Genomic DNA, 25,444 nt, shown 5'->3' on the forward strand with positions numbered 1-25,444 from the left:
GCGGACAAGCAGGAAAATTGTCCTATACCGGGGCTCAGCGCTGGCCCCGGTATGACGCCCCACCCGTAAGGTAGCTAAGCGACCCTGTTGTCCGTTGACGACCGGCGGTTGCCTACCCACTGATAGCGCGGTCGATGCGGGTGAACTCCTTGTTCTCTATCATCAAGAACAGGCAACGGCCGTTCGAACGGTCCGCCCATAGATCGCCCACGAGCCGCTTTTCCTTGGCGTCGGCGGCGGTCGAGATATAGCCGCCCTTGTATTCGACCACGAGCACGCGGCCATCGTTCAACAGCGCCACGAAATCCGGATAGAACTTGTCGGACGCCGTTTGCAGCCAGAAGGAATGCGGCTGCCGAGCGGTGTTGCGCACCCATGCCTTCACGTCCCTATGGCGTTCCAGATAGACGGCGCATTCATATTCCTCGCCGCTCGTTTCCATGTCGCCGATGACGCGGAACAGGTGCTTCCGAAAATCGGTGCCGCCCCGGTAAGGCGAATTGTAGCCGTAGCGGCTTTCGTCGAACACGAGTTCGACATCGGCGCTCGTCTCGAAATCGAGGCCGCTTTGCGGGATAAGCGCGCGCTCGAATGCCGTCGCCTCGCGCGTGTCGCGGTGCTTGGCGATGACCTTCACGAGCGCTTCCACGAGCCGGAACTTGGCGCGCGCCAGCCCTTCGATGCCGAGGCCGAACTTGGCGTCAATCACGTCCAGCGCCTTGGCGATGAACAGGGTCGATGAAACGCGGGTGATATCGCGGCGCGACGAAAACGGCAGTCGCCGGTCGAGCCAATTCACGAGCGCATTCTTGGTCCAGCCCTTCTCCTGTAGGGCGAGCGCCAATTGCTCGTGCAGGTCGGTGACGAAGGCCAGCGTTACGTGACCGCCCGTGTCCACGTCCACATGGGCTTCATCGGCCCCCGGTTTCGGTGGCGCGAAGAAGTCCAGGACGGGAGCCGGATCGCTGTCTTCCAGCTTCCACGGGATATCGAGATAATGAGCCCGGTCGAAAAGCTGGAGGCCGGCGGCCGAGCGCACGCCTAATCTCGGAACCGCGAAATGCACCGCGTCCTGTTCGACATCGGCGGGCTTCAGCCGCGCGCCGCGCGACCTGTGCACGAGCGCTTCCACCGCCGTCGCGGCGGCTTCGGGCATCGCGAGCAACAGGGCGGTGCGGTCATAGTCGGTAAGCGCGCCGCGCGCCCGGATCGTGCCCTTTTCGACATCGACCTCGACGCGGCCGCCGGTGGCGTTCTCGATATTCGCCTTGAGCGCTACGGCGTCCGTTCCTTCCGGCATGGGCTCTTCGAAGACGAAAGCCGAGCCGCCTTTTTCCAAGCCCTCGATTGTATCCTGAGCGACGCGCACGAGCGCCTTGGCCTCGACCCGCTCGAAACCATTGTTCACGAGCCCGTCGCGAAGCGTATTCGCGGCGTTCTGGAAACTCGTGGTGGTGGCGAAGGCATAGGCGCGGTTCAATTCCTCGCGCTTCTTTCGCGTGGCGTGCGGCAGGCGAAGCACGCGGCCGAGTAGTTGTTCGACCGCGCGCGGCGATTTCTGTTCGGCGACCGAACACAGGACATAGGCGAAGGAGCAATCCCACCCCTCGCGAAGCGCCTGTTGCGTGATGATGAAGCGGATTTTGCAATCCCGGTCGAACAGATCCACGCCGTCAATTTCGCGCGCGTCGCCGGTGGCAATCGCGATATGCTCTTCCGGCACCCGGAAATCTTCCATCAACAGCTTCTTGACCTCTTCGGCATGAAGGGTCGGCCTGTCCTTCGATCTTTGCTCAGCCTGCACGAGCATGACCGGCCGCACGAACTCGCCGGTCTCGCCCTCTTCGGCGGTGGCTAGCGAGACGAGTTCGTCCAGCCACGCGATAGCGTCGCCAATCGTGTCCTTCGGTTCCGGCCGCCCGCGCAGGATGACCGGCAGCTTTATCATGTCGGCGGCCTTGAGTTCGGCGGCCGAGACATGGTGCAGCACGTTGGAAGCGTAGATGCCTTTCGTCGGATTGGCTTCGTCGGGCGTCACCGGCGTTGCCGTGAACTCGACAATGAGCGAGGGGCTGAGACGGGCGAGCGTATCGAAAGAAAGGTTCGTCCGCGCATTGTGGGCTTCATCGACGATCACCATCGGCCGGCGTAGCCGCAGCACGTTGGCGAGCGACGGCAGCGGGTCGCCGGACGGGCCGGTTTCGAGCTTATCGCGCAAGCCGTCGGCGAGGCCGCTGAAATGGTCCATGAGTTCGCCGTTGGCCTCATAGACCTTGCGGCCTTCGGTCTCTTCCACGCGGAAGGCTTGGATCGTAGACACGATCACCACCGCACCGCCGTCATAGTCGGCCCGCTTGGCGTAGAGCGCATCGGTGATGCCCATGATCCGGACATTCTCGCCGAACCGCTCGGCAAGCGCCCGGCGGTTCGGATGCGCACGGTCCTGCAATGTCGCAAGCGTTTGGTCGCGGATCGTCTGCGACGGCACGAGCCATAGGACCGTTGGTGCATCGGTGCGTAGGAAGCTGTCGGCCGCGACCTCCACCGAATGTGCGGCGAGGATTGTCTTGCCGCCCCCGGTCGGTATGCGCAGGCACACATATGGCAGGCCCGGAAGGTTTGGCGGTGGCGTAAACGGCCGCTTGGTGACGGCGTAGAAGGCCGTGTCGGCGTCGTTTAGCTCCACCGCCTTTTCGAGAAATCGCCGCAGGCTGGCGAGTGTCTGGACCTGATAGTCCTTGAGCTTGAAGAGGGGCAGGCTCATTCCTCGCCCTCCTTCCGCTTCCGTGGTCGGCTAGATTTGGCCTTCTCTATCGCTCGTGTAGCCTCGCGCTCGAAATCGCTTTCGAAGGCGCGATCTTGAATCGGCCGGTAAACATCATATTCCTTCTCTGCCAAGGCTTTCGCGACCGCATGGGAAACCCGCCCGGCGTCCTTCAGGATTTCGTACTCATTGAAAGTGAGAAAGGCGTCGAGCTTGCCGACCCAATCGGTCATGCGCATGGGAATCTGCCGCGCCGCTTGGTTCTCGGCATAGTCGAGATACATGGAGACGACGCGCTCCAACGCCTTCATCTCTTCCTCGCGCATGTAGTTCTTAGCGATGGAAACGTCCGATTTCAGGATTTTGCCGTCGGGCGCGTTCTTCCATGTCTGAAGCCCCATGTTCGGTTTCGAGGCGTCGGCGCGATCCTTGATAATTTCGGCCGCCGTCTGGCCGGTGATCGCCCAATGCAGCTTGTTCTGCACGGTTCTGAAAAAGGTTTGTGTGACTTCCGCGTCCTTGCTGTAGTCGATGCTGCACTGTTCGTAGATATCGGTGATCTTGAGGTAGAACCGGCGCTCGCTCGCCCGAATCTCGCGGATGCGTTCAAGGAGTTCGTCGAAATAGTCCTTGCCAAGCCGCCGATTGAGTTTCAGCCGTTCGTCGTCGAGCGCGAAGCCCTTGACAATGTATTCCCGCAGGACCGATGTGGCCCATATTCGGAATTGCGTCGCCTGCCGGCTATTGACGCGGTAGCCGACGGCAATGATGGCGTCGAGATTGTAGAACTCGACTTCGCGAGCCACCTCGCGGCTGCCTTCAGTTTGAACTGTTAGAAATTTTCGAACCGTTCGCTCCCGCACCAGTTCGCCGGACTCAAAAATCTCCTTCAGGTGATAGCTGATTGTCGGGACCGTCACCTCAAAGAGTTCGCCCATGCGCTTTTGCGTGAGCCAGAAACTGTCGTCCTCGAACAGCACCTCGACCCGGATATCGCCTTCCGTGCCGGTATAAAGCAGGATTTCGCCCTCGCGCGGCGTCGGCTTGTCGGCCATGGTCAAAGCCCCTCTATCTGATAGGGGATTTGCTTGAAGGTGACGCCGTGGCGCGAAAGCCGGTCATCGGGCACGGTGCAACCTTCGGCATAGACCACCCGCGCGCCCGCGAAATCAGGCTCAGGCATGGGCAGGCTGTCCAGCATGGCGGCTGTTAGCACGTTGCCGGCATTAGCGCTGGCGACGCCGATGGCGTCCGCCGAGTGCAACAGATAGATCGCCCGGCCCTGAAACGTGCCGATCAACGGCGAGGAACCATCGGCCCGGCGCGGGATGGGCGAGCCCGTCTCACAGAAGAAGACGTGGGCGGCGAGATCGGGATAGGTGACGGCCGGGCTTACATTGCCGTCGGCGTCAAACAGCGGTTCGCCGAGCGTGCAGAAGCGAAAGCCACCGCCTAGCGGCGGAATGCTTGTTTTGCTCCCGTTCCGACCGGTCCTCTCGTATCCTTCGACCGCCTTCTTCAGTCTCTTGGCGGTAATATCGGATGCAATCCCGGCATCCATCTCGACAACGACAAACCGACGATCACTAGAGTCCTTACTATTTTGATCCAGAACGGAGTGCCCTGTTGTGCCCGAGCCTGCAAATGCATCCATGACAATGTCATCACCACTGGTGACAAAAGATATTAGCTCCGAAATTAGTTCAATTGGCTTCGGATTATTGAATGTCCTTTTGGCATCAGGAAACATTGAACGAAGTTCGTTCGCTCCTCTCCTGCCATCCAGCTCATAGATACTTGGAAGTTTAGACTTATATTCATTTATATAAAGCTTTAGCTCAATAATTTTGTTTTCGTCTTTTCCGTAGATTATGCGATCTTTCGCTTTCAACTCCAAGAATGTTTCTTCTGGAAATCTGTACCCCATTAAGGGCATCTTGCATGGCTTTCCGGTCCGTGGGTGCGGGATATCGTAAAAATATCCCTCTTTGCCGGGGTTGTGGACGCTGCGGCTCCCGGTGAAGACACCATCTGTGTCTATCTCGTCGTACTCCTGAAACGGCCAAAGATAGGGCTTATTCTCTCGAAACCAGTCCGAATAGGCCGACTTCAGCCCAAGCAAATCGCCTTCATGCTCTGCGATTAATTGCGCAGCTTTCTCCTGAATTTTTTCACGAACCGGAGAAGCACTGGATTTCCATTCCTTCGGAAGCTTCGTTTTGTCGCGAGCGAAGCACACTATATATTCGTGCTCAATCGAGATGTTGGTCGGATTGTTATCCGTCGCATTTTTCCAGACGATAGTTCCAACCCAGTTCCGACCATTTAAGATTTCATCACATAGCATAATGAGAGCATGAAGTTCGTTGTCATCAATGCTGATGAAAATCACGCCATCTCCGGTTAAGAACTCCTTCAGCAACCGCAGGCGCGGATACATCATGCAAAGCCACTTGTCGTGGCGTGACAGGTCTTCGGCTTCCTTGCCCACCACAGAGCCGAGCCACGCCTTGATTTCCGGCGAGTTCACGTTGTCGTTGTAGACCCACCCCTCATTGCCCGTGTTGTACGGCGGGTCGATGTAGATGCACTTCACCTTACCCGCGTAATACGGCAACAGCGCCTTTAGCGCTTCAAGGTTATCCCCCTGCACGAGAAGGTTGCCCGCGTCCGGGTCGCCGACGCTCTTGTCCTTGTCGCAATGGATCAACCGATAGGACACATCGCGGTGATGATTCACCACGGCCTTCTTGCCGATCCAGTCCAGTGTTGGCATGTGTAGCGCCCCCGAGTCTTCCATCTCATAACCGCCACGGCCTGACCTGACCACAGGCGAATGCCGGGGAAGTGGAAGCTGCCCAACGGGGACGATTTGCTTCGCGGTGGCGACTCCGTGGCGATTCAGCGCGACGTGAGCACTATCGCGCGCAAATCACGCCTTGGCAAGTCTCTGATTTTGCTGAAGAAAAATGGCGCGCCCGAAAGGATTCGAACCTCTGACCCCCAGATTCGTAGTCTGGTGCTCTATCCAGCTGAGCTACGGGCGCGCAGGCCGACGATGCGGCGGGCTTGCAGGGAGCGGACTTGAAACCGTCTTCTCCTGAAGCGCGGCAACCCATACATGGGTGTCGGGACCATTGCAAGCGGCCCGGTGAGATTTTCCGGGGGAAGATCAGGCGATCGTTTGCTGGAGCGGCAGCGTGATATCGAAGCGCGTGCCAGTGGCGGTTTCCCCCAGCTCCAGCCGGCCGCCATGCGCCTCGGCAATCTCGCGCGCGATTGCCAGGCCCAGCCCCGTGCCACCGGACCGTACCGAGCCCTCGAAGGCGACGAAGAGATTTTCGCGGGCGCGCGGGGGCAGGCCCGGTCCATTGTCGATAACGGAAATGACGGCGTTCTCGGCCTGCGCTTCGGCGGTCACCGAAATGAGCCGGTCCTGCCCCTCGCCGGGCACGGTTTCCAGCGCCTCGCGGGCATTCTTGAGTAGGTTGACCAGCAACCGCCCGATCTGCCCGGCATCGCCCACGATCTGGAAATCCTCTGGAACCAGATTGTCGAAGGCGATGAGCGGATTATTGGTGACCCGCGCCTCGAACCCGGCATCCTCCACCAGGGCCCGCAGCGGAATGGGGGTAAATTGCGGTGGCTTGGCCGCCTCCCGGCCATAGTCGAGCACCGATTGGGCAAAGCCGATGGCCTTGTCCAGGGTCATGACCAGCCGGGGCGCCAGCCGCTGCACCTTGGGGTCGTCGAGCGTAGCCACCTGGTCGGAGAGCAATTGCGCCGCGGTCAGCGTATTGCGCAGATCGTGATTGATCTTGGCCACGGCCAGGCCGAGATCGGCCAGATGCCGCCGCTGGCGCAACATGGCGAACAATTCGCTTTCCATGGCCGCCAATTCCCGCTCGAGAATACCGATCTCGTCGCGGCGCAGCGACGGGTTGAGGATCAGCGCGCCGTTTTCGGGCGCCTTGCGGAAGGCCAGCATATTGGCGGTCAGGCGCAGCACCGGATCGATGAACAGCGTACTCACCAGCATATAGAGCGCAAAGGCGGTCACCGCCGCGATGCCGAGCGAGACCAGCACGATACTGCGCGAATAATCGATCATCTCCCGGCGCAGCGGTTCCTCGGGCATCAGGAGCTCGAGCAGGCTTTCGTTCATGTCGCCCTCCCCCACGATTCGCAGGGTGCGGCCGGGGCCGGCCAGCAAGGTGTCCAGTGCCCCGGCGATCTGGCTGGGCAGGTCCCGCTGCCGCAAATCGGCGGTCACGGCCCGCTCCGGCGTCACCGGCTCGGTCAACTCGATGAGCTGGCTCTGGCCCTCCCGCCGATAGACGATGGCATCGGCCCCCGCCGACAGCAGCAATCGATCGGTCAGCTCGCGCGGCAGCGCCATGACATCGGGCACGGCGTCCAGCACGCGCGCCGCCACGATGCCGACGCGCAGCCGGTCTTCGAGCCAGGTGGTGCGGAAGGAGGCGAGCGAGGGCAGATAGATGACGATCTCGACCAGCATGATCACCCCGATAATGGTGATGATCAGCTTGCTGGACAGACCGGAAAACCGGCTGTTGATGGCTGGGATCTGGTCTTTCATCGCCTCGATCATATGTCAGGCGCGCCTTTGGCGTCAGCCCCCATGGCCGGAGAAAGCGCTTTGGTCATGCGCTATCGAGGATACGCAGCAGCAGGACGGCAGATCATCGCCGCCAGAACGAAAGCAGCTGCCGCGCCGCAGCTAGACGCCGGTTTCCTGGCGGCCCCGGCCGTGCCGCCGCGGCCGCCTCGCCCAGCGCCACCACCGCGGCCAGCAGGCTCGGACGCGGCAGCGACAGGCGGGCGAGCCTGTCGAGCGCGATGTTCTTTTCCATGGCGAGCGTCATGAAGGCGGCCATTTCCGCCGCGCCAGGCCCGACAAAGCCGGCCGCGAGGATTTTGCCGTCGGCGGCCGTCATCACCTTGGCCAACCCTTCGGCCGAGCCCATGGCGCGCGCCTGCTCATTTTCGACCAGGCTGGTGCGCAGCAGCTTCTGTCCGGCCCGCGCCGGCCCGCCCAATCCGGCAGGCCCGCCGATCTGCGCCAGGGCCGGCTCGGTCGGCACCAGGACCGGTTGCGACACTGGTTTTTCCACAGGCGCGCCCAACACCAGGGCTTCGACCACGGCCCGGCCATGGGCCAGCGCGGCCGGCCAATCGTCCAGCCCTGCGGCTGTGCCGACGACCCGAACCCGCCGATTGCCGGTCTCCCCCAACGGCCCCCTCGCATAATGGCTCCCCTGCCCTTCCGAAGGACGCAGGCGCGCTGCGGCGACGTCGAGGGCGTCCAGATCGGCGCCATTTCCCGCCGCCAGCAGCACATGCGAGACGTCCAGAACGGCCTGCTGCCCATCGGCGAGGTTCGCCACCGCGCCGATACCCTGAGCCCTGGGTATGATTTCGCTGAGCCTTGCCCCGTCGAGAATGCGCAGCCCTTCGGCGGCCAGGCTGCGCGCCAGGATGGAGACCAGTTCGGGATCGCAGCCGGCGAGGAGCGTGCCTTGCGGCACCAGGGTCACCGCCGAACCTAGCCGGGCGAAAGCCTGCGCCAGGCCCAGTGCCGAGGCGCCGCCACCGACAACCAGCAGATGGGTCAGCTTGCGGCTATTGCCCAGGATCGTGTCGGGGGTGAAATAATTGATCTGCTCGAGGCCCGGCACGGCCGGAACGATGGGCGAAGCTCCCACGGCCAGGACCATATTGCGCGGCCGGATCTGCCTGTCGCCGACCATGAGACTGTTCCGGTCGACAAAGCGCGTCGCGCCGCCAACGACCTCGATGCCCAATGCCGCCAAGCGGTTTCGGTCCGTCGCCGGGGCCTGGTCGGCGGCCAAGGCCGCGGCCCGCTCCTGCACCGCCTTCATGCTGATTTTCGGCTCCACGCCGGCCATGCCGAACGCCGCGGCCTGGCGCAGCGCATGGGCGCGCGCCGCGCTGGCCTGCAAGGCGGCAAGCCGCAGCGCCTGCTGGGGGCCGTCCCCGGGCTCAGGCAAGCCACGGTCCACCAGCGTCACCCGCGCGCCCAGCGCCCTGGCATGCCGCGCCACCGCGATTCCCAGCGCACCGGCGCCCACAACGCAAAGATCGGGTCGAGAATGGTCAGCCATGGTCGCCTGGGCCGGAATGGTTTGCGCACTTATGCGAGGGAAAGCCGCGCTTGACAACCGCTGCCCGGGTCTCGCTCATGCCGGTAAGGCGCGTTGACTTGGCGGCGGCTTTTCCCTATAGACGCCCCAACCCGAAGGCGGCGCGGCTTGTCCGCCTCCACCACCATTTCTGCGCAAGCAGTATCAAAAAGAGGAACCGTGCATAAGCGCGGTCTGATGTTATGAAGCGTACATACCAGCCCAGCAAGCTCGTGCGTGCCCGTCGTCACGGTTTCCGCGCCCGCATGGCCACCAAGGACGGCCGCGCGATTCTCAATCGCCGCCGTGCCCTCGGCCGCAAGAAGCTGTCGGCCTAAGGGATTATTGGCCGGATGACGGCCGATCTTTCCCAGCCTGAAGCGACATTGCGCCGCCTGAAGCGGCGCTCGCAATTTCTGAGAGCCGCCCGGGGCAATCGCGCCGGGCGCTCTGCGTTTGGGCTGCAGGTCGCCCCTGCGCCGCAGACCGAGCCGGGCATCGGCTTCACCGTCACCAAGAAAGTCGGCAACGCGCCCGAGCGCAATCGCATGAAACGGCGCCTCAGGGCGGCTGCGGCAGCTTGCGCGCGTGACTTTCACCCCGGACATGACTATGTCCTTCTGGCGCGGCGGGAGGCCCTCAGCCTGCCCTTCGCCAGAATGGTCGCCGATTTGAGCGGCCTCATCGCCCGCGTGCATGACCAGAACGCGCCAGACAAACGCAATAGTCCCGGCCACGGCCAACGGAACTCGAGACCATGAATTCTGATAATCGCAATGTGATCCTGGCCGTGGTGCTCAGCATGCTCGTGCTGTTTGGCTGGCAGTTTTTCATTGCCGGTCCACAGCTCGAACAGGCCCAGCGCCAGGCAGAGATCCGTGCCGCACAGCAGGCAGAGGCCGAGCAGCTCGCCGTGCCGCAGGCCGGCGCCGAAGCCGGCACCGCCGCGCCGGCCGCCACTGGCCCGCAGACCTTTGCCGACCGCGACAGCGCCATTGCCGCCAGCGAGCGCGTCGATATTTCGACGCTCGATCTCGAAGGGTCGATCAGCCTCACCGGCGCGCGCATCGACGACCTGGAGCTCAAGCAATATCGCGAGACGGTCGAGCCCGATTCGCCGATCATCGCCCTGCTCAAGCCCGCCGGCCTGCCCGATGCCTATTTCATCGAACAGGGCTGGGTTGCCGCCGCCGGCTCCAATGTCGCCCTGCCCGACAGCCAGACGATCTGGACGGTTGAAGGCGACGCCACCACGCTGACGGCCGACAATTCGGTCACGCTGCGCTACGACAATGGCCAGGGCCTGGTCTTCCGCCGGACCTTCGCGGTCGATGACTATTATCTCTTCACCGTCACCCAGACGGTCGAGAACAATGGCTCGGGCGATATCGCCCTCTTCCCCTTCGCCCGCGTCGTGCGTCATGGCGATCCCAAGGTGCAGAACTTCTTCATCCAGCATGAAGGCCCGATCGGGGTCCTGGGCACCAATAATTATGTCGCCCGCAAATATCACGACCTCCAGAACGAGCGTCAGGTGGATTTCAGCGCCACCACGGGCTGGCTCGGCATGGCCGACAAATATTGGGCCACCGCCGTCCTGCCCAAGGCCGGCACCGCCATCAATGCGCGCTTCGCCTACAGCGCCCCGGCCGGCACCCATGTCTACCAGTCCAATTATGTCGAGACGCAGCCGGTCATCGTGCCGGCGGGCGGCTCGGTCAGCCACGAGGCCTATGTCTTTGCCGGCGCCAAGGAAGATCGCGTCATCACCGGCTATCAGGAGCAATACGGCTTCGACCGTCTGGAGCTGCTGATCGACTGGGGCTGGTTCCACTTCCTCACCAAGCCCATGCACTGGCTCCTGGTGACCCTCTACGGCATTTTGGGCAATTTCGGCCTGGCCGTCCTGGCCGTGACCGTCATCGTCAAGGCCATCTTCTTCCCGTTGGCCAACCGGTCCTACGCCTCCATGGCCGCCATGCGCCGGGTGCAGCCGGAAATGAAGGCCATCCAGGAACGGCTCAAGGATGATCGCCCCGCCCAACAGCAGGCGATGATGGAGCTTTACCGCAAGGAAAAGATCAATCCGCTGTCCGGCTGTTGGCCGATCCTGATCCAGATTCCGGTCTTCTTCGCGCTCTATACCGTCATCTTCATCTCGCTCGAGATGCGCCATGCGCCCTTCTTCGGCTGGATTCAGGATTTGGCGGCGCCCGATCCGACCAATATCTTCACCCTGTTCGGCTTGATCCCCTGGAACCCGACCGCCGTTCCGATCCTTGGCGCCTTCCTGCATCTGGGCATCTGGCCGGTCATCATGGGCATCACGATGTGGGTGCAGATGCGCCTCAATCCGCCGCCGCCCGATCCGACCCAGGCGATGATCTTCAACTGGATGCCGGTGATCTTCACCTTCATGCTGGGCACTTTCCCCGCCGGTCTGGTGATCTACTGGGCCTGGAACAACACGCTGTCGATCGCCCAGCAATGGTTCATCATGAAGCGGCATGGCGTCGAGGTTAACCTGCTCGGCAACATCCTCGACAGCTTCCGCCGCAAGCCCAAGCCGGCGGACGAAGCCAGCAAGAGCTGAGCCGGAACCGAACGAAAATGGGCCCGCCCTTCCCCGGCGGGCCCGATCTTTATGGGGTAGGACCATGAGCCAGCCAGATTACTCGCCGCATATCGTCGAACGCGGCCGCCTGCTGTTCGCGCGGCCCTTCGCCTTTGTGAAGGGCTGCGTGCGCATTGCCGACCTGCCGCCCATGGACCGGATCGAGATCGCCTTTGCCGGCCGCTCCAATGTCGGCAAGTCCAGCCTCATCAACGCCCTGTGCGGTACTTCCGGGCTGGCACGCACCTCCAATACGCCCGGGCGCACCCAGGAACTCAACATTTTCGAGAGCCAGAGCGAGAACCTGCGCATCGTCGACATGCCCGGCTACGGCTTCGCCAAGGCGCCGGAGCCCAAGGTCAAGGCCTGGACCCAGCTCATCCATCAATATCTCACCGGCCGCGCCACCCTGCGCCGGGTCTATGTCCTGGTCGACAGCCGCCATGGTCCCAAGGACAACGATATCAGCGTCATGAACGAGCTGGACCGGGCGGCGGTGAGCTATCAGGTCGTGCTCACCAAGGTGGACAAGCCCTCGGCCAAGGATTTGGAAAGCGCGCTTGCCCGCACGGTCTCGACCATCGCCAAGCGCCCGGCCGCCCACCCGGACATTATCCAGACCTCGAGCGAGAAGGGCACCGGCCTCAATCAGCTCCGCACCGAAATCGCCCTGCTGCTCGAAAGCTGAGCCCTATTGGGCGAAAAACCGCGTGACATAGCCGCCGACAAGCAGGCTGTCGGACGGTGTCGCAAATGACTGCACCGCCTTGTCGACCACTTCCTCGGAAGCCAGGCCGCGCCGCATCTGGGCCAGGGCCAGGGCATAGTCGTCCGCAAATTCCGGATGCGGCTGAAAGCTCAGCGCCCGTCCGGACCTATAGGCAAGTCCCGCATTGGGAGTGAAATCGGAGGCCAGGATCACCTCCGCCTCGGTCGGTGGCACGATCACCTGATCCTGATGCGAACAGGCGATGGAGAGGCTGTCCGGCGCCTCGGCCATGAAGCCCGGGCGCCCGACGACGCGATAGGTGTGCCGTCCCAGGCCCCAGCCCTTCTCGGACTTGCGGACGTCGCCACCCAGCGCATCGGCCATGATCTGGTGCCCGAAACAGATGCCCAGCATCGGCGTCCGCGCCGCATAGGCGCCGCGGATGAACGTCCGCATGGGGTCGAGCCAGGGCAGGTCGTCGTAAACCCCCGCCGCCGACCCGGTGATGACGATGGCGTCCAATCCCGCGGGATCGGGCAGATCACCGCCCACGGCTGGAACGACCTCGAACTCGAAATCGCCGCCCGCATTCTCGAACATCTTCTGGAACATGACCGGATAGGACGCGAACTGCCCTCGCAAGGGCGCGGGAACCTCACCGGTAAGGAGAATCGAAAGCTTCATGGGAAAGAACCTGATCGTTCCTCCCATTAGGCGGTGCAAGCCATTCTTGGCAAGGCCGGCGCGGCCCGTCGCATGCAGCCCAGCTATGCGGCTACGAAGCGCAGCGCCACGCCATTGATGCAATAGCGCAGACCGGTCGGCTCCGGCCCGTCCTCGAAGACATGACCCTGATGGCCGCCGCAATTGGCGCAATGGACTTCGATCCGGGTCATCCAGAGCGAATTGTCCACCGATGTGCCGACGGCCCCGGGGATGAAATCCCAGAAGCTGGGCCAGCCGGTACCGCTGTCATATTTCTTTGCGGATTCGAACAGCGCCTGATCGCACCCGGCGCAATGAAAGATGCCATCCCGCTTTTCGTCGTTGAGCGGCGAGGTGAAGGCCCGCTCGGTATCTTCATGGCGCAGCACCTGGTAGGCGGCCGGCTCCAGCCGGGCCTTCCATTCGGCATCGCTGAGCTTGAACGGGAAATCGCCTTCCACGGCCTGCGCCCGGTTGAGGCCCAGCGCGGTGGCCAGGCCAGCAAGGGCACCGGCAGCCAGGAGGGCGCGACGCGACAGGATCATGACACCGTCTCCTTCGGATCGGGCTCCGTCGCCGGCTATAGAGCAGCCGACGCCGGATATTGGACGTGACCACAAGTCCAAGGCACCGTCCAGCCGGTCACGCCGTATTGAGGACCGCGGAGCGGCAACGGCTTGCAGCGGACACGGCGCAATAAAAAGGTCACCCTGGCGAAGCCAGGATGACCTTGATGAACGGCCGTGAAGCAATAATCAGCTGCGCAGGCCCGACCAGGCCGGGTCGGAGGCATAGCTTTCAGTGGGGATCGTCTGCACGCTGCGGCCCCAGATATCGACGCTCATCAGGCGCGGGCCGTCATTGCCGCCCGGATCCTGGAAGAACATGATGACGCGGCCATTGGGAGCCCAGGTCGGCCCCTCGGCGTGATAGCCCGAATAGAGCAGGCGCTCCCCCGAACCGTCCGGGCTCATGATGCCGATATGGAACTGCCCGCCGGATTGACGGGTAAAGGCGATGAGATCACCGGTGGGCGACCAGACAGGGGTGGAATAGCTGCCCTGGCCATAGCTGATGCGCTGGGCATTTCCGCCGCCGGCACCCATCATGTAGATCTGCGGGGACCCGCCGCGATCGCTTTCAAAGACGATGCGGCTGCCATCGGCCGAATAGGATGGGCCCGTATCGATGGCCGCGCCCGAGGTGAGCTGGGTCGGCTGGCCGCCGCCGGTGGACACGGCGTAGATATTGGTCGCGCCGCCCTGCTCCACCGAAAAGGCCACGGTGCCGCCATCGGGCGAAAAGCGCGGGGCAAAGGTCATGGCGCCCACCGAGGCCAGGCGCTGCTGGCGGCCGGTCGACAATTGCAGCAGATAGACCTGCGGATTGCCATCGGCGAAATTCATATAGGTGAGCAGGTCGCCATTGGGCGAAAAACGCGGCGTCAGGGCCATGGACGAGCCATCGGTCAGATAGCTCACGTTGGCGCCGTCCTGGTCCATGATGGCCAGGCGCCGGGTGCGGTTGGCCTTGGGCCCGCTTTCGGCGACATAGACCACCCGCGTGTCGAAATAGCCGGTGCCGCCGGAAAGCTGCGAATAGATGGCGTCGGACACCATATGGGCGATGCGGCGGGCCGAATTGGGATCGGTGGAATAGCTGCTGCCGACCACCTGCGCGCCCTGCTGGGTATCCCAGACGCGCACCGACGCATTGACCTGCCCGCCCCGCTCCACCGAGCCCATCACCACGCCATCGACATTGGCCGTGCGCCAGACATTGAAGTCCGGCGTGGCATTGACGTCGCCAACCTGCACGGGCAACGAAGCCGGATCGAGCGGCAGGAACAGCCCCGAACGGCGCAAATTGTTGCGCACGATATCGGCGATCTCGCGCCCGAAAGTGGGGTCGGACGAGGCAAAATCGGGGATGGCGATCGGCAGCGGCTGGAAATTGGCTCCTTCCACCACGATGCGCAATTGGGCCAGGGACATCGGGGCAGTTGCCAGCAGGGCGCCGCCCGCCAGTCCCAGTTTCAACGCAGTGCGCCGGTTCACAAGAGTCATCTCGGTTCGGTCTCCAGTTTCGCCGTTCGGGCCGTTCTTTGGCCAGCAAACAGGCAAATTCAAGGTCAGGGTCTAAGTTCCACTTCGATCTGGCGCCATTGGTCATAGGCGTCAGCGGAAAGCATCGAATAGGGTCCGCATTGCATCACCGCGCGCTGCGCCGCCCGGGCGATGCCCTGCCCCGCAGGCGAAGGATCCGCCGCAATGACCTGCGGCGTGCCGTTGACGCTGCCGTCGCGGTTCATGGACACCCGCAGGGTGACGTTCATGCCGCTGTTGAAATCGCTCGGCAGCAGGTTCCAGCAGGTCTTGATCCGCGCCACCAGCCCGTCGATGGCCGTCTGGCTGAGCCGTGCCGAGGTGCCGGTGGTGTCGCCCAGCGTGGTCGAGCCACCCTGCCCCGTCGTGCCGCCCGTCGTGGGCGCGTTGTTGATGATATTGTTGATCTGGTCCGCCGCTGTCTGCGTGGGCGCGGTCGACGGCGTGGGGCGCGGCTGCTGGGCCGCGGCGGCGGCCTGGCGCTGCCGCTCCTCCTCGCGGCGGCGGCGCTCGGCGGCCAGCGCCTGCTCGCGGATTTGCGCCAGGTCGTTGGGCCGCGATGTCGGCATGGCGACATTGACCTGCGGCGCCGGAGGCGTCTCGGGTTCGGGTGTCGGCTCGGGCACCGGCTCCGGTGTCGGTTCTGGGGCCGGTTCCGGCTCGGGCTCGGGGGCAGGCTCCGGCTCGGGCTCCGGCGTTGGCTCGGGTTCCGGGGCCGGCGTGGGCACCAGGTCGGCCGGCCGGGTTTCGGGCAAGGCCGGCGGCGTCGGGGTGGGCTCAGGCGCCGGTTCCGGCTCGGGCGCTGGTTCCGGTTCGGGCTCGGGTTCAGGCTCCGGTTCGGGGTCCGGCTGCTGCTCGGGCGCCGGCGCCGTCTCGGTCACCGGGGCGGGCGTGGGGACATCGGCCGGCGACGGCGTGACCTGGTCTTCGGTGGTATTGCCGGTGAGCTGGGCGAGTTCGGCCGGAATATCGGTATCCACGACGGAAGGCGTATCGGTCTCGACTACGTCGCTGTCGAGCTGGCCCATGCGGATATTGGAATATTCCTCGATGGGCACGAGATCGACCGAAATGGATTGCACGCTCGTCTGCAGCGGCTCCGTGGATCCCAGGTTGATGAGACCCAGAACCAGCAGCAGCACGTGAGCGGAGATCGAAACGGTCAGGCCCGTACGCATCAGTCCGGCCTATCTCTCGCGCTCGGTGACGAGCCCGATCTTTGTGTAACCCGCCGCCGAGAGCATGCCCATGACGCGCATGACGGTGCCGTAATTGGCGGTGGTGTCGCCGCGCAGGTAGATGCGGTCCTCCGGCGTCGCAAGCTCCGCCATCGTGGTTACGAGCTGGGCCTCGGCGACCGGATTTTCGTCGATGAAAATGGCGCCTTCCGGCGTCACCGCCACCGTGATCGGCCGCGTCTGGCTCGGCATTTCGCCGGCCGCCGTCCGCGGCAGATCCACGCTGACCCCGGAGGTCATCATCGGCGCGGCCACCATCATGATGATGAGCAGAACCAGCATGACGTCGACCATCGGCGTCACGTTGATTTCGCTCATGACCCCGGTTTTCCTGCGGCGACGGCCGCGGCGCCCGCCGCCGCCTCCGCCGCCCGATGCTGCGCCCATGCCCATGTCAGCGGCTCCGCGCTTCGAGCTGGCGGGACAGGATGGTGGAGAATTCGTCGGCAAAGCCTTCCAGCCGGCCGATCATCTTGCCGGCATCGGAGGAGAGCTTGTTATAGGCGATAACCGCCGGAATGGCAGCGACGAGACCGATTGCGGTGGCGAACAACGCTTCGGCGATCGGGCCGGCCACGACGGCAAGATTGGTATCGGACGAGGCCGCGATATTGGTGAAGGCGTTCATGATGCCCCAGACCGTGCCGAACAGGCCGATAAAGGGCCCGGCCGAACCGACAGTGGCCAGGAAACCCAGGCGTTTTTCGAGATATTCGCTCTCGCGGGCAATGGCCACGTCCAGCACCTTGTCGAGGCGCTGCTGCATGCCCACGAAGCTGGCCGCGTTCTGCTCGTGGCTGCGCTTCCATTCCTTCATGGCCGCCACGAAGACCGAACCCAGCCCACCCGAGGGTTTCTCCGATTGCTGCTGGTAAAGCTCTTCCAGCGACTGGCCGGACCAGAACGTGCGCTCGAAGCGGTTCATCTCATCCTTCATCCGGCGATAGGCGATGGTCTTGTCGATGATGATCGCCCAGCACCAGACCGAGGCTGCAAGCAGGCCCAGCATCACCGACTTGACGACGATGTCGGCCATCCAGAACAGGCCCCAGATGGACAGATCGGTATGTGGAGCGGCAGCTCCAACTGCATCCATGGCTTCCATGAAAATTCCTTCTCGGCCCGGCTCACATAAGCGGCCCCATCGTCGGTGCGATGGGGACCAAATCTGTCAAAATTAAGAGAAATGCCCCGTATTCCGGGCCGTTGACCGGCCGAGACGGCGCAAAGCTCCCTTTGGCCTCTTTATGGTCACCAAAGGGTTAACAAACCGAATCCGAAACGGCGACTTCGCTAGCAGACTGCTAACGTTCAGGGCCTCACCAGAGCCCTTATGGATAGCGGAAGGCGTGCCGGCCCGCCGCTGGTCTTGATCGAAACCACGGTCAGCTCCGCCTTTATCAGCAGAACATCTTCACGCAGAATTGTCTGACGCAATTTGAGCCGCGCGCCACTGGCCTCGACCGGCTCGGTGAGGACGGTCAGCATATCATCGATATGGGCGGGGGCGATAAAGTCGATGTTCATCGAGCGGACGGCAAAGGCGATGCCCTCGGTCGCCAGCTCGGAATGATGGATGCCGGCCTCGCGCAGGAATTCGGTGCGGCCCCGCTCGAGGAACTTCAAATAGGCCGCATGGTAGACATTGCCCGAGAAATCGGTGTCTTCGTAATAGATGCGGACGGGAAAGCGGTGCGCGCTCATCGGGCGCCGTCGACGATATGGACCGGCCCCGCCGGCAGATCGCGCAGGAAAGCGGGCAGCCAGGCCGGCAGGAGGTTGAAGCCCTCCAGCGCTGCGCCCGCCAGCGGCACCCAATGGAATGAGAGATCGTGCCCCTCGTCCTGCCGCACCAGCCAGGGCGATTGTCCGTTCGGGCCCTGCCCCGTCAGCTCGGCTCTATAGAAAAAGCCCAGCTCGTGGAAATCCTGGCCCTCGCGGCGATAGAAGCTTTCCGAGGTCGCCGCCAGGGGTCCGATCGCCGCCGGCATGGCCAGCTCCTCGGCGATCTCGCGCTCGAGGCTGAGCCGGCTGGGCTCACCCAATTCGACCCGGCCGCCCGGCAGCATGGTATAGGCGTCATCATCCTCGCGGCAGACCAGCACATGGCCATCCACCACGATGATGGCGGCGACGCGATAATTGAAGCGGCTGCCCTCGATGGGAAAACTGATGACGTGACGGTTCACTCCCCGTCCTCCTCGAACAGGTTGGCCTGCATGCCGACGAAACCCTGCGGCACGCTCCTGTTCAGGTGCTGGAAGGCAATGGCGGTGAGCATGCGGCCGCGCGGCGTGCGCTGGATGAAACCCTGTTGCAGGAGGTAGGGCTCGACGATCTCCTCCACCGCGTCGCGGGGCTCGCTGAGCGCGGCGGCAATGGTCTCGATGCCCACCGGCCCGCCATTGTAGAAATCGGCGATGGTGGTGAGATAGCGCCGGTCGAGCTGGTCCAGCCCGCGCGCATCGACATCGAGGCGGATCAGCGCCTTGTCGGCAACGGCCCTGTCGATCTCGGAGGCGCCGTCGACCATGGCGAAATCGATGACCCGGCGCAGCAGCCGCCCGGCAATGCGCGGCGTGCCGCGCGAGCGGCGGGCGATCTCCATGGCCCCGTCCGGCGCCATGGGCATGCCCATGAGCCGCGCGCCGCGCGTCACGATCTGCACCAGTTCCTGCGGCGTATAGAAGTTGAGCCGCACCGGAATGCCGAAACGGTCGCGCAGGGGCGTGGTGAGGAGGCCCGCGCGGGTGGTGGCGCCAACCAGGGTGAACTTGGCAAGATCGATGCGCACCGAGCGGGCGGCCGGGCCTTCCCCGATGATGAGATCGAGCTGGAAATCCTCCATCGCCGGATAGAGCACTTCCTCGATGGCGGGATTGAGCCGGTGGATTTCGTCGATGAAGAGCACGTCGCGCTCTTCCAGATTGGTCAGCAGCGCCGCCAGGTCCCCCGCCTTGGCGATGACCGGGCCGGAGGTGGCGCGGAAACCCACGCCCAATTCCCGGGCGATGATCTGCGCCAGCGTGGTCTTGCCCAGGCCGGGCGGGCCGACGAACAGTACATGATCCAGCGCCGCGCCGCGCTGCCGCGCCGCCTTGATGAAGACTTCGAGATTGGCCCGCGCATCGGCCTGGCCGACGAAATCGGCAAAGCCGGACGGGCGCAGGGAAACATCGAGATTGTCATCGCGCCCGGCGGCGGCGGAAGTGAGGGAGGTCAAGAAAAGGTCTCCGCGGCCGTCATCCCGGCGAGGGTGCGTGCATCATGATCGAAAGTTACTGTCGTCGCGCAACCGGCGCGCATATTGACCGCCGCGATCAGCGCGTCGGCAAAGTCGCATTTCGCATTTTCGGCCTCAAGCAGGCATTGCTCGACCAGAGCCGCGGATTCTATGACGAAGTCCCCGCTGCGCAGAAGGTCACGGCAGACCTCGAATACGTCCCTTCTCGACCAGCGCTTGAGTTTGGTCAGCACCCAAACCAGTTCCACCAGCGCGACGAGAGAAATATGGATGGGCTGATTTTCACGTGACGTGAGGATATTGCGGGCAATTTCCGACTGAACGGCATCGTCCCGCGTCAAAAAGCGCACCAGCACATTGGTGTCAACGCCCAGCACGAATACGCTCATCCTCTTCGGCCAGAGCCGCGGCGTTGGCCTCGTCTTCTTCCTCAGGCGTCATACGGCGATCGCCGGGCCGGTGCAGAATGCCGTAAAGATCTTCTGCCCGGACATTGCGTGGCACCAGTACATAGCGATTGCCCTCCTTGACGATATCCACCTTGTCGCCGGGCTCCAGCTTGAGATCGTCCCGCACGTCCTTGGGCAAAGTCATCTGCCCCTTGCTCGTCAATGTCGCTGTGGCCATAACGACCTCCAATTCCTTACTTTCTCAAAGTAGTAAGGAAAGTGTCCAGAAACAAGGCTACTGGCTCAATTCCCGCAATCCCAGCCGGATCAATTTCTCGGTGGGGGTATCCTCCCCTTCCTTGGCCACGACGCGAGCCAGGGCCGCCGAGGCCTGGGCGCTGGAATAGCCCAGATTGGTGAGGGCGGACACGGCATCGGCGACATTGCTGCGCGCAACCCCCTCGCCCAAAGCCGTTTGTAGGCCCAGCGTGCCCGCATCCACCGCGCCGATGGCGGGCACCTTGCCCTTGAGTTCGGTCACGACGCGCAGCGCCAGCTTGGGCCCCACACCATTGGCCCGGCCGATCATGGCCTTGTCCTGGAGGGCCACCGCACTGGAGAGTTCGGCGGGGCCCATGACCGAGAGAATGGCGAGGGCCACGCGCGCGCCGACGCCCTGCACGCTGGTCAGGAGGTTGAACCAGCCCTTCTCGGCCTCGCTGGCAAAGCCATAGAGCCGGATCAGGTCCTCGCGCACGATGGTCTCGATGAAGATCACCGCCGCCTCGCCGACGCGCGGCAGCGCCTGCAGGGTGCGGCCGGAACAGAAGACCTCGTAGCAGACCCCGCCGCAATCGATCAGCACCCAATCGTCGCCGAACTGATCCACCAATCCCTTGAGCTTGCCGATCACGCCAAAATCCCCATGCGCCTGGCCGAGACGCGATGATGGGCATGGCAGATGGCGATGGCCAGGGCATCGGCAGCATCTGGCCCCTTGACGATGGCGCCGGGCAGCAGGGTCTTGACCATCAGGGCCACCTGATCCTTGGCGGCATGGCCGGTGCCCACCACCGATTTCTTGATGAGATTGGCCGCATATTCGGCCACGGGCAGGCCGCGCAGGGCCGGCGTCACCAGCACAACGCCGCGCGCCTGGCCCAGGATGAGCGCCGAGCGCACGCCCGCATTGACGAAGGTTTCCTCCACCGCCACCTCATCGGGCCGGTGCTGATCGAGCACCTCGCCCAGCATTCCGGCCAGCGCGGCCAGCCGCACGGCCAGGGCACCCTCCACCGGCGGGGTCAGCGTGCCGCCGGCCACGAAGCGCAGCCTGTTGTCCATCGCCTCGATGAGGCCCCAGCCGCAGCGCCGCAATCCGGGATCTATGCCGATGATTCGTACGGGTTCGCTCATGATCTACCTTGTAGAGAGACCGGGCGAACCTACAAGACCAAAGTGAACAAAGAGGCAACAGGCGCGATATTTTAATTCTTACGGACCGCGCACACCTTCTGTTCACAACGCGCCAATAGGTTCGCCCCCGGAACGCAGGGACAAAAACGAGATGCATGGAGCAGACAACACGCTCAGCCGCCAGGCGTGGCAGCGTGTCTTCCGGGTCACGGGCCTACTCACCGCCATCGCCATCGTGCTCTCCATCGTCATCACCAATGTGATCATGGAAACCTTCTCCCAGGGGATAAATGTGCAGGGGCTGATCGTCTCGATCGTCACCCCGGCCATGCTGGGCGGCCCCTCGATCGGCTTCATCATCTTCCGCCAGGAACAATTGCGGATCGTCAACGAGCGGCTGCGCAAGCTGGCAACCTATGACTGGCTGACCGATTGCCTCAATCGCGGCGCCTTCACCACCGATGTCAGCGCGGCCCTGAACGCCGCCAACGCGCCCTGCGCGCTGCTGGTCATCGACGTCGATCATTTCAAGGCTATCAACGACAATCACGGCCATGACCGGGGCGACGACGCCCTGCGGCTGATCGCCAGCACTTTGCGCGAGACGGCCGGGCCGGACCTGCCCATCGGGCGGCTGGGCGGAGAGGAATTCGGCATCTTCCTGCCGCGCGCCAAGGCAGGGGAAACCGCCCGGCTGGCCGAAAAGCTGCGCCTGGCGGTAGGGCGGCTGGCCGTGGCCACCGATGGCAATATCTGCCCGCTCTCCATCAGCATCGGCGGCGCCACCATGCATGGCCCCACCGATTTCCGCACCCTCTACAGAATGGCCGATGCCTGCCTCTACCAGGCCAAGAGCGCCGGCCGCGACCGGGTGGCGCTGATCGACGCGGCGTGAGGGGCGGCCGCATCCCCCTCACCCGTCTCGGGCTGCGCCCGATCCACCCTATCCCCGACGGGGAGAGGAATAAGAGGCATTGTGCCAAAACAAACACCGGACCAATTCTTCTCCCCCTCGGGGAGAAGGTGGCGCGCAGCGCCGGATAAGGGGGATGCCGCAGCGGGGTGTGGAGGGGCGCCGCGCCGCGACATGGACCACCGGGACAAGCCCGCTGGTGACGATGGCGGATAGTGAAACGCTCTGGGGCGGATCCCCATCCCGAGGCGTCATCCCCGCGAAAGCGGGGACCTCCGTTCACGATATCAACGTCAGAACAGGGGTTCCCGCTTGCGCGGGAATGACCCAATGGATGAGGCAGGGGCTCGTCGGAGCGAAGCGTGTCAGCCGGCCAGCTTGGCCGCGTCTTCGTCGCTCATGTCGAAATTGGAATAGACGTTCTGCACGTCGTCATCTTCTTCGAGCGTATTGAGCAGCTTCATCAGCGTGGCGCCCTTTTCGGCGTCGATGGGGGTGGAATTCTGCGGCTTCCAGATGGCCTTGACCGATTCCGCCTCGCCCAGCACCGCTTCGAGCGCGGCGGCGACTTCGGCCATGCTCTCAAAGCTGGTATAGATGTAATGGCCGTCCTCGTCGCTTTCGACGTCGTCGGCCCCGGCCTCGATGGCCGCTTCCATCACCTTGTCTTCCGAACCGGCTTTCGCCGGATAGGTGATCTCGCCGACCCGGTCGAACATGAAGCCGACCGAGCCGGTTTCACCCAGGGCGCCGCCATTCTTGGAGAAATAGGAGCGCACATTGGAGGCGGTGCGGTTGCGATTGTCGGTCAGCGCCTCGACGATGACGGCGACGCCGCCGGGGCCATAGCCCTCGTAGCGGATTTCGTCATAGTTCTCGGCATCGCCGCCCGCGGCTTTCTTGACGGCGCGTTCGATATTGTCCTTGGGCATGGACTGGGCGCGGGCATTGGCGATGGCCAGGCGCAGGCGCGGATTGAAGGCCGGATCGGGCTGGCCCATCTTGGCCGCCACGGTGATTTCGCGGGCCAGCTTGGAAAAGATCTTGGACCGGATCGCGTCCGACTTGCCCTTGCGGTGCATGATGTTCTTGGCGTGTGAATGGCCTGCCATTCGCGCACTCCGCTCTGATTGAATTCTCGGTATGGTGGCGCCTTATAGGCAAGAGCGGCCCGCTTGTGAAGCCGAGCGCACGCGGCTAATCCCGCGCCAGCCGCACGAAAAGCCGCGCCTTCTTGCCGGTGAGGCGGCCGGCAATGTCCCGGGCCTCGGCCAGCGAGACCAGGCCGGTGATCTGGATGTCGCGCATGTCGAGAACGGTCTGCACCACCGGGGAGGTCACCACCTCCTTCCCCACCATCAGGTCCACCCGCTTGCCGACATGGTCGGCGGTGAACAGGGCGAAGGCGCGCTGGCCTTCGGCGGACCAGCGGACATTGACCAGGGGCTGGCCGGTGAATTCATCCAGGCCCGCTTCGGCGCTTTCGACCGCAATCGCCATCGGCTCGGCCGCCATGGCCCCAATTGTCAACAGCAGGCCGGCCAGCAGGGCGAGAAGGAAGCGGCGCATGGAGATCATCCTCAGAAGCCGGGCTCGGCCTGGGCCAGCACCCCGCCCAGCCGCAGCGGCATGACCTTGACGGCAAGGCCGGTGCGCGGATCGGTCTCCACCATCACCCCGCACAGGGTCGCCTCGCCCTCGGCTGGGCTGAAGCGGCCATTGGGAATGCCGGTCAGGAAGCGATTGAGCGGCTCTTCGGTATCGGTGCCGATGATGGAGTCGAAATCCCCGCACATGCCGGCATCGGCCTGAAAGGCGGTGCCGCCCTTGAGAATGCGGTGATCGGCGGTGGGGATATGGGTATGGGTGCCCACGACCAGGCTCGCCCGCCCATCGAGGAAATGGCCCATGGCCTGGATTTCCGAGGTGGCCTCGGTGTGGAAATCGACGATGATCGCATCGGCCTGTTCGCCCAGCGGACAGGCGGCGATGGCCGCCTCGACGGCGCGGAAGGGATCGTCGATGGGCGGCATGAAGACCCGGCCCAGCGCATTGACCACCAGCACGCGATGGCCGTTGCGACCCTCGGCCAGCATGGCGCCGCGCCCCGGCGTGCCCGGCGCGTAATTGATCGGTCGGATCAGGGTCGGCTCGCGCTCGATATAGCTCAGCGCCTCGCGCTGGTCGAAGGCATGGTCGCCCAGGGTGACGATATCGGCGCCGGCATCCCGCAGCGCCTGGAAATGGCTCTCGATCAGCCCCTTGCCGTGGCTGGCATTCTCGCCATTGACCACGACGAAATCGAAGCCATGCCGCGCGATCAGCCCCGGCAGGCGCTCGGCCACGGCATCGCGGCCGGCGCGGCCCATCACATCGCCCAGAAACAGCAATCTCATACGGAAGTCCCGAAAAAGCGCACGCCCTGCTCGGTAATCACCGCATCGAGGGGAATATCATGGGGTTCGCGCGGAATGTGATCCACTTCCTGGGCGGCAAAGGCCAGCCCCACCAGAAGCGGCTTCTTGCCGAGGGCGGCCAGGGTCCGGTCGTAATAGCCCCCGCCATAGCCCAGCCGCGTGCCCGCCCGGTCGAAGCCCAGAAGCGGCATCAGCACCAGGTCCGGTTCGGCGCGGGGCGCGAGATCGGACGGGGCCAGCGTGCCGAAACCGGCCTCGTAAAGCGGCTGGTCGGCCTCCCAGAGCCTCAGATCGAGCGGCGCATCGGCGCCCTGCACCACCGGCAGCACCACTTTCTGCCCGCTATCGAGCAATTGCACCAGGATGGGCTGGCAATCGAGCTCGTCGCGAATGCGCCAATAGCCGGCAATGACGTCTTCGGGATTATAGGCGACCTGCTCGAAGAACAGCGCGGCGACCGCGGCGGCGGCGTCCTGCCGTTCCCCGGGCGACAGGCCCGCCCGGGCGGCATGGGCCTGTTTCCGCAGACCGGCCTTGGCTTCTTCGATTGCAAGGTCCGCCATGCGCCCTCTGGAACAGAAATTCAGACGCCGCCCTGGCCGTGGGACATGCGATCCCGGGAACCTACTCACGTAGGTGGGCGCCGTATGTCCGAGCCCACGGGCCCGGTCAGGGACAGCTCCCTTAGGATCGATTAAGGCCCCGGGGATATGAAAGTCCTCACGCACCGGGCAGCGTGCAAGATATAGGCGCTTCCCCCTTGCCA

27 protein-coding genes, 1 tRNA gene and 1 other RNA gene are annotated in these 25,444 nt (G+C 63.8%); 5 read left to right on the forward strand and 24 right to left on the reverse strand.

Annotated elements, in window-relative coordinates:
- Positions 1-112 precede the first annotated feature (112 nt).
- From A3840_RS10940 to A3840_RS10965, 6 genes are all read right to left on the reverse strand, one after another.
- Positions 113-2,764, reverse strand: a complete 2,652-nt coding sequence (locus A3840_RS10940) for a DEAD/DEAH box helicase (RefSeq protein WP_067456209.1) — start codon at positions 2,762-2,764, stop codon at positions 113-115.
- Positions 2,761-3,819, reverse strand: coding sequence for a virulence RhuM family protein (locus A3840_RS10945; protein WP_067456212.1), 1,059 nt, complete (start codon positions 3,817-3,819; stop codon positions 2,761-2,763). Before A3840_RS10945 ends, A3840_RS10940 begins: the two co-directional genes overlap by 4 nt.
- 2 nt (positions 3,820-3,821) lie before the next feature.
- A complete protein-coding gene (locus tag A3840_RS19455) occupies positions 3,822-5,540 on the reverse strand; it encodes a site-specific DNA-methyltransferase (RefSeq protein WP_067456392.1) in 1,719 nt (572 codons plus the stop codon).
- 194 nt (positions 5,541-5,734) lie between these two features.
- Positions 5,735-5,811, reverse strand: a tRNA-Arg gene (locus tag A3840_RS10955).
- A 125-nt stretch (positions 5,812-5,936) separates the two neighbouring features.
- On the reverse strand, positions 5,937-7,364 hold the full coding sequence (locus A3840_RS10960) for a sensor histidine kinase (protein WP_165603170.1): 1,428 nt from the start codon (positions 7,362-7,364) through the stop codon (positions 5,937-5,939).
- Positions 7,365-7,467: 103 nt separating this feature from the next.
- Positions 7,468-8,910: an FAD-dependent oxidoreductase gene (locus A3840_RS10965; protein WP_082903814.1), complete on the reverse strand. Its 1,443-nt coding sequence runs from the start codon at positions 8,908-8,910 to the stop codon at positions 7,468-7,470.
- Between the two features lie 221 nt (positions 8,911-9,131).
- Here A3840_RS10965 and rpmH point away from each other — a divergent pair, with 221 nt between their 5' ends.
- The 4 genes from rpmH (at position 9,132) to yihA (ending at position 12,230) form a co-directional block, all read left to right on the forward strand.
- Complete coding sequence (gene rpmH / locus A3840_RS10970; protein WP_046105410.1) at positions 9,132-9,266, forward strand: 50S ribosomal protein L34; 135 nt, start codon at positions 9,132-9,134, stop codon at positions 9,264-9,266.
- Between the two features lie 15 nt (positions 9,267-9,281).
- On the forward strand, positions 9,282-9,689 hold the full coding sequence (gene rnpA / locus A3840_RS10975) for a ribonuclease P protein component (RefSeq protein WP_067456221.1): 408 nt from the start codon (positions 9,282-9,284) through the stop codon (positions 9,687-9,689).
- The gene (gene yidC, locus A3840_RS10980; RefSeq protein ID WP_067456223.1) at positions 9,686-11,521 is read left to right on the forward strand and encodes a membrane protein insertase YidC; all 1,836 of its coding nucleotides are present in this window, start codon (positions 9,686-9,688) and stop codon (positions 11,519-11,521) included. Before rnpA ends, yidC begins: the two co-directional genes overlap by 4 nt.
- A 64-nt stretch (positions 11,522-11,585) precedes the next feature.
- Positions 11,586-12,230, forward strand: a complete 645-nt coding sequence (gene yihA, locus A3840_RS10985) for a ribosome biogenesis GTP-binding protein YihA/YsxC (protein ID WP_067456228.1) — start codon at positions 11,586-11,588, stop codon at positions 12,228-12,230.
- A 3-nt stretch (positions 12,231-12,233) separates the two neighbouring features.
- Here yihA and A3840_RS10990 read toward each other — a convergent pair whose 3' ends face one another.
- The 13 genes from A3840_RS10990 to ruvC form a co-directional block, all read right to left on the reverse strand.
- Positions 12,234-12,935 (reverse strand): glutamine amidotransferase-related protein, encoded by a 702-nt coding sequence (locus A3840_RS10990; protein WP_067456232.1) that lies wholly within the window; start codon positions 12,933-12,935, stop codon positions 12,234-12,236.
- Positions 12,936-13,018: 83 nt separating this feature from the next.
- Positions 13,019-13,495 carry a peptide-methionine (R)-S-oxide reductase MsrB gene (gene msrB / locus A3840_RS10995; RefSeq protein ID WP_205633370.1) on the reverse strand — a complete coding sequence of 159 codons (477 nt, stop codon included), beginning with the start codon at positions 13,493-13,495 and terminating at the stop codon, positions 13,019-13,021.
- 216 nt (positions 13,496-13,711) lie between these two features.
- The gene (gene tolB, locus A3840_RS11000) at positions 13,712-15,022 is read right to left on the reverse strand and encodes a Tol-Pal system beta propeller repeat protein TolB (RefSeq protein ID WP_067456238.1); all 1,311 of its coding nucleotides are present in this window, start codon (positions 15,020-15,022) and stop codon (positions 13,712-13,714) included.
- A gap of 65 nt (positions 15,023-15,087) precedes the next feature.
- On the reverse strand, positions 15,088-16,239 hold the full coding sequence (locus A3840_RS19875) for a hypothetical protein (RefSeq protein ID WP_205633368.1): 1,152 nt from the start codon (positions 16,237-16,239) through the stop codon (positions 15,088-15,090).
- 9 nt (positions 16,240-16,248) lie between these two features.
- Positions 16,249-16,692 (reverse strand): ExbD/TolR family protein, encoded by a 444-nt coding sequence (locus A3840_RS11010; RefSeq protein ID WP_067456244.1) that lies wholly within the window; start codon positions 16,690-16,692, stop codon positions 16,249-16,251.
- Position 16,693: 1 nt separating this feature from the next.
- Positions 16,694-17,395 carry a protein TolQ gene (gene tolQ, locus A3840_RS11015; protein WP_067456395.1) on the reverse strand — a complete coding sequence of 234 codons (702 nt, stop codon included), beginning with the start codon at positions 17,393-17,395 and terminating at the stop codon, positions 16,694-16,696.
- Between the two features lie 215 nt (positions 17,396-17,610).
- Positions 17,611-18,003, reverse strand: coding sequence for a tol-pal system-associated acyl-CoA thioesterase (ybgC, locus tag A3840_RS11020; RefSeq protein WP_067456247.1), 393 nt, complete (start codon positions 18,001-18,003; stop codon positions 17,611-17,613).
- Positions 18,000-18,488 carry an NUDIX hydrolase gene (locus A3840_RS11025; protein ID WP_067456250.1) on the reverse strand — a complete coding sequence of 163 codons (489 nt, stop codon included), beginning with the start codon at positions 18,486-18,488 and terminating at the stop codon, positions 18,000-18,002. Before A3840_RS11025 ends, ybgC begins: the two co-directional genes overlap by 4 nt.
- Positions 18,485-19,522: a Holliday junction branch migration DNA helicase RuvB gene (gene ruvB, locus A3840_RS11030; RefSeq protein ID WP_067456253.1), complete on the reverse strand. Its 1,038-nt coding sequence runs from the start codon at positions 19,520-19,522 to the stop codon at positions 18,485-18,487. Before ruvB ends, A3840_RS11025 begins: the two co-directional genes overlap by 4 nt.
- Positions 19,519-19,932 carry a type II toxin-antitoxin system VapC family toxin gene (locus A3840_RS11035; RefSeq protein WP_082903815.1) on the reverse strand — a complete coding sequence of 138 codons (414 nt, stop codon included), beginning with the start codon at positions 19,930-19,932 and terminating at the stop codon, positions 19,519-19,521. Before A3840_RS11035 ends, ruvB begins: the two co-directional genes overlap by 4 nt.
- The gene (locus tag A3840_RS11040; RefSeq protein WP_067456260.1) at positions 19,907-20,170 is read right to left on the reverse strand and encodes an AbrB/MazE/SpoVT family DNA-binding domain-containing protein; all 264 of its coding nucleotides are present in this window, start codon (positions 20,168-20,170) and stop codon (positions 19,907-19,909) included. The genes A3840_RS11035 and A3840_RS11040 overlap by 26 nt, the downstream gene beginning before the upstream one ends.
- A gap of 57 nt (positions 20,171-20,227) precedes the next feature.
- A complete protein-coding gene (gene ruvA / locus A3840_RS11045) occupies positions 20,228-20,845 on the reverse strand; it encodes a Holliday junction branch migration protein RuvA (RefSeq protein WP_067456263.1) in 618 nt (205 codons plus the stop codon).
- Positions 20,842-21,348, reverse strand: coding sequence for a crossover junction endodeoxyribonuclease RuvC (gene ruvC / locus A3840_RS11050; protein ID WP_067456265.1), 507 nt, complete (start codon positions 21,346-21,348; stop codon positions 20,842-20,844). The genes ruvA and ruvC overlap by 4 nt, the downstream gene beginning before the upstream one ends.
- Positions 21,349-21,499: 151 nt before the next feature.
- Here ruvC and A3840_RS11055 point away from each other — a divergent pair, with 151 nt between their 5' ends.
- Positions 21,500-22,243 carry a GGDEF domain-containing protein gene (locus A3840_RS11055; RefSeq protein ID WP_082903817.1) on the forward strand — a complete coding sequence of 248 codons (744 nt, stop codon included), beginning with the start codon at positions 21,500-21,502 and terminating at the stop codon, positions 22,241-22,243.
- Positions 22,244-22,626: 383 nt separating this feature from the next.
- Here A3840_RS11055 and A3840_RS11060 read toward each other — a convergent pair whose 3' ends face one another.
- The 5 genes from A3840_RS11060 to ssrS all read right to left on the reverse strand — a co-directional run bounded on the left by A3840_RS11060 (position 22,627) and on the right by ssrS (position 25,419).
- Positions 22,627-23,373, reverse strand: a complete 747-nt coding sequence (locus tag A3840_RS11060) for a YebC/PmpR family DNA-binding transcriptional regulator (RefSeq protein WP_067456268.1) — start codon at positions 23,371-23,373, stop codon at positions 22,627-22,629.
- Between the two features lie 85 nt (positions 23,374-23,458).
- On the reverse strand, positions 23,459-23,830 hold the full coding sequence (locus tag A3840_RS11065) for a SecDF P1 head subdomain-containing protein (RefSeq protein WP_131798305.1): 372 nt from the start codon (positions 23,828-23,830) through the stop codon (positions 23,459-23,461).
- 11 nt (positions 23,831-23,841) lie between these two features.
- On the reverse strand, positions 23,842-24,657 hold the full coding sequence (locus A3840_RS11070; protein WP_067456274.1) for a TIGR00282 family metallophosphoesterase: 816 nt from the start codon (positions 24,655-24,657) through the stop codon (positions 23,842-23,844).
- Positions 24,654-25,241, reverse strand: coding sequence for a 5-formyltetrahydrofolate cyclo-ligase (locus A3840_RS11075; RefSeq protein ID WP_067456277.1), 588 nt, complete (start codon positions 25,239-25,241; stop codon positions 24,654-24,656). Before A3840_RS11075 ends, A3840_RS11070 begins: the two co-directional genes overlap by 4 nt.
- A 20-nt stretch (positions 25,242-25,261) precedes the next feature.
- Positions 25,262-25,419, reverse strand: a non-coding RNA gene (gene ssrS / locus A3840_RS11080) — 6S RNA.
- Positions 25,420-25,444 lie beyond the last annotated feature (25 nt).

Origin of the sequence: Devosia elaeis (genome assembly GCF_001650025.1) — a bacterium.
GTDB lineage: Bacteria > Pseudomonadota > Alphaproteobacteria > Rhizobiales > Devosiaceae > Devosia > Devosia elaeis.